Below are 2,436 nucleotides of genomic sequence, written 5' to 3'. Positions count from 1 at the left end.
ACAACAGGCCTGATACATGACCGCACCCGATCACACGTTCAAAACTGCTCGAAGAACTGCTTGCATGAACGGGGGCATCCATACATGACCCGGCGTTTCCGCCGAGAATTGACCCGCCTTTAGGTATCGTTCGTGTTGTTGGTCTGGGTCAAGTTCCTACGTTTCTCCTTTGATGTTTTGGGCTGATGCGCCGAGCTGTTCTTGAAGCGGAAGCTGTCGTTTCCGGTTTCGAGGATGTGACAGTGGTGAGTGAGCCTGTCGAGCAGCGCGGTGGTCATTTTTGCGTCGCCGAAGACGCTAGCCCATTCACTGAAGCTGAGGTTGGTGGTGATGATGACGCTGGTGCGCTCATAAAGTCTACTGAGCAGATGGAAGAGCAGTGCCCCGCCTGAAGTGCTGAACGGCAGGTATCCCAGCTCGTCGAGAATGACGAGATCGGAGTGGACGAGCCTATTGGCGATCTGTCCCGACTTGCCTTGTGCCTTCTCTTGCTCAAGCGCGTTGACCAGTTCGACCGTCGAGAAGAACCTTACCCGCTTGTGGTGGTGTTCAATTGCCTGAACGCCGAGCGCGGTGGCAATGTGCGTCTTTCCCGTGCCAGGTCCGCCGACCAGAACGATATTGTTGGCGTCATCGAGGAAGTCACAGCGATGAAGCTGTTGCACGAGCGCCTCGTTGATTTCACTACTGCCGAAGTCGAAGCCATTCAGGTCACGGTAGGCCGGAAAGCGTGCTGTCTTGAGCTGATAGGCCGTTGATCGAACCTCACGCTCCGCCGTCTCTGCCTTGAGAAGCTGCGACAGGATCGGAAGGGCAGCCTCGAACGCAGGCGATCCCTGCTCAGTAAGTTCCCCGACGGCCTGGGCCATGCCATGCATCTTCAACTGCCGCAGCATGATGACGATCGCGCCGCTTGCTGGATTATGACGCATGGCGAGTCTCCGTCTTTCTCAATGTATCGTATCGTTCAACATTAGCCTTGGGTTCATTGGTGAGCGTCAGTGCCTGTGGCGCGTCGAGGGTCGGCGGCGTGAAGGATTTACCGTCAACGAGCCGATGCAGCAGGTTCAGCACATGCGTCTTGGTCGGAACGCCAGACTTCAGCGCCATGTCGACGGCAGACAGGACTGCCTGCTCGTCGTGCTGAAGGACGAGGGCCAGGATATCGACCATCTCTCGATCGCCACCCGGCTTCTTGAGCAGGTATTGCCGCAAGGTCCGGAATGCATCGGGAAGCTCGATGAACGGTGCGCCGTTACGAAGAGCACCGGGCTTACGCTGCACCACCGCCAGATAGTGACGCCAGTCGTAGATGGTCTGGCCCGGCCGATCATGGGACCGATCGATGACGCGGCGGTGCTCACAAACGATCTGGCCTTCTGCGGCGACCACGACACGATCTGGGTAGACCCGGAGGCTCACCGGTCGATTGGCGAAGGATGCCGGAACGCTGTAGCGATTGCGCTCCAGATGCACGAGGCAGGTGGGCGTGACCCGCTTCGTATATTCGACGAACCCGTCGAACGGCCTGGAGAGCGCCATGAGAGCTGGGACTTCCTCGGCCCAGATGTCGGCAATGGTGCCACGCAACTGACCGTGGGGTGTCGTGGTCCAGAACTCCTTGCAACGGGCCTCGAGCCAATCGTTCAAGGCCTCCAGTGATGGAAAGCGCGGGCTCGGTTGAAAGAAGCGATGACGCGCATCCTGCACGTTCTTCTCGACCTGTCCCTTCTCCCAGCCGGAAGCCGGATTGCAGAACTCGGGCTCGAACACATAATGGCTGGCCATCGCCATGAAGCGGACGTTGACGTCGCGCTCCTTGCCACGACCGACCTTGTCGATCGCCGTGCGCATGTTGTCGTAGATGCCGCGACCAGAAATGCCACCGAAGACACGGAAGGCATGGTTATGGGCATCGAACAGCATCTCGTGCGTCTGCAGGAGGTATGCCCGGACGATGAAGGCCCTGGAGTAGCTCAGCTTCGTGTGGGCGATCTGCAGCTTGGTGCGCTCATTGCCAATGATCGCCCAATCTTCCGACCAGTCGAACTGGAAGGCCTCGCCTGGTTCGAACGCCAAGGGCACAAATGTCCCGCGGCCCGTCGTCTGCAATTCCCTCTGACGATCATCGCGCCATTCCCGCGCAAAGGCAGCCACACGATTGTACGACCCCTCGTAGCCGAGGCTGACAAGATCAGCGTGTAGCTGCTTCATCGTCCGCTTCTGCTTGCGGCTCTTCTTCGACTCCGTCTTCAGCCAGGCCGATAACCGATCTGCAAACGGATCAAGCTTGCTCGGCCTCTCCGGCACGTTGAACTTCGGCTCTACGTCGCCGGCGCGCAGATATTTGCGGATGGTATTCCGGGATAAGCCGGTCCTGCGGCAAATCTCCCGGATCGATAGATGCTCTCGAAAATGCCAGCGTCGGATTACGCT

The 2,436-nt window shown here is 58.7% G+C and carries 2 protein-coding genes; both read right to left on the bottom strand.

Going from position 1 to position 2,436, the window contains the following annotated elements:
• Positions 1–119: 119 nt before the first annotated feature.
• A complete protein-coding gene (gene istB, locus CRO48_RS31440) occupies positions 120–932 on the bottom strand; it encodes an IS21-like element helper ATPase IstB (RefSeq protein ID WP_097143549.1) in 813 nt (270 codons plus the stop codon).
• Positions 922–2,436 (bottom strand): IS21 family transposase (gene istA, locus CRO48_RS31435; RefSeq protein WP_141402171.1); only part of this gene is annotated, 1,515 nt, incomplete at its 5' end. The genes istA and istB, both read right to left, overlap by 11 nt.

Source organism: Rhizobium subbaraonis (genome assembly GCF_900220975.1).
Classification (GTDB): domain Bacteria; phylum Pseudomonadota; class Alphaproteobacteria; order Rhizobiales; family Rhizobiaceae; genus Mycoplana; species Mycoplana subbaraonis.
Note: the sequence above shows the minus strand (reverse complement) of the source record. Positions and strands in the feature narration are given on the sequence as shown.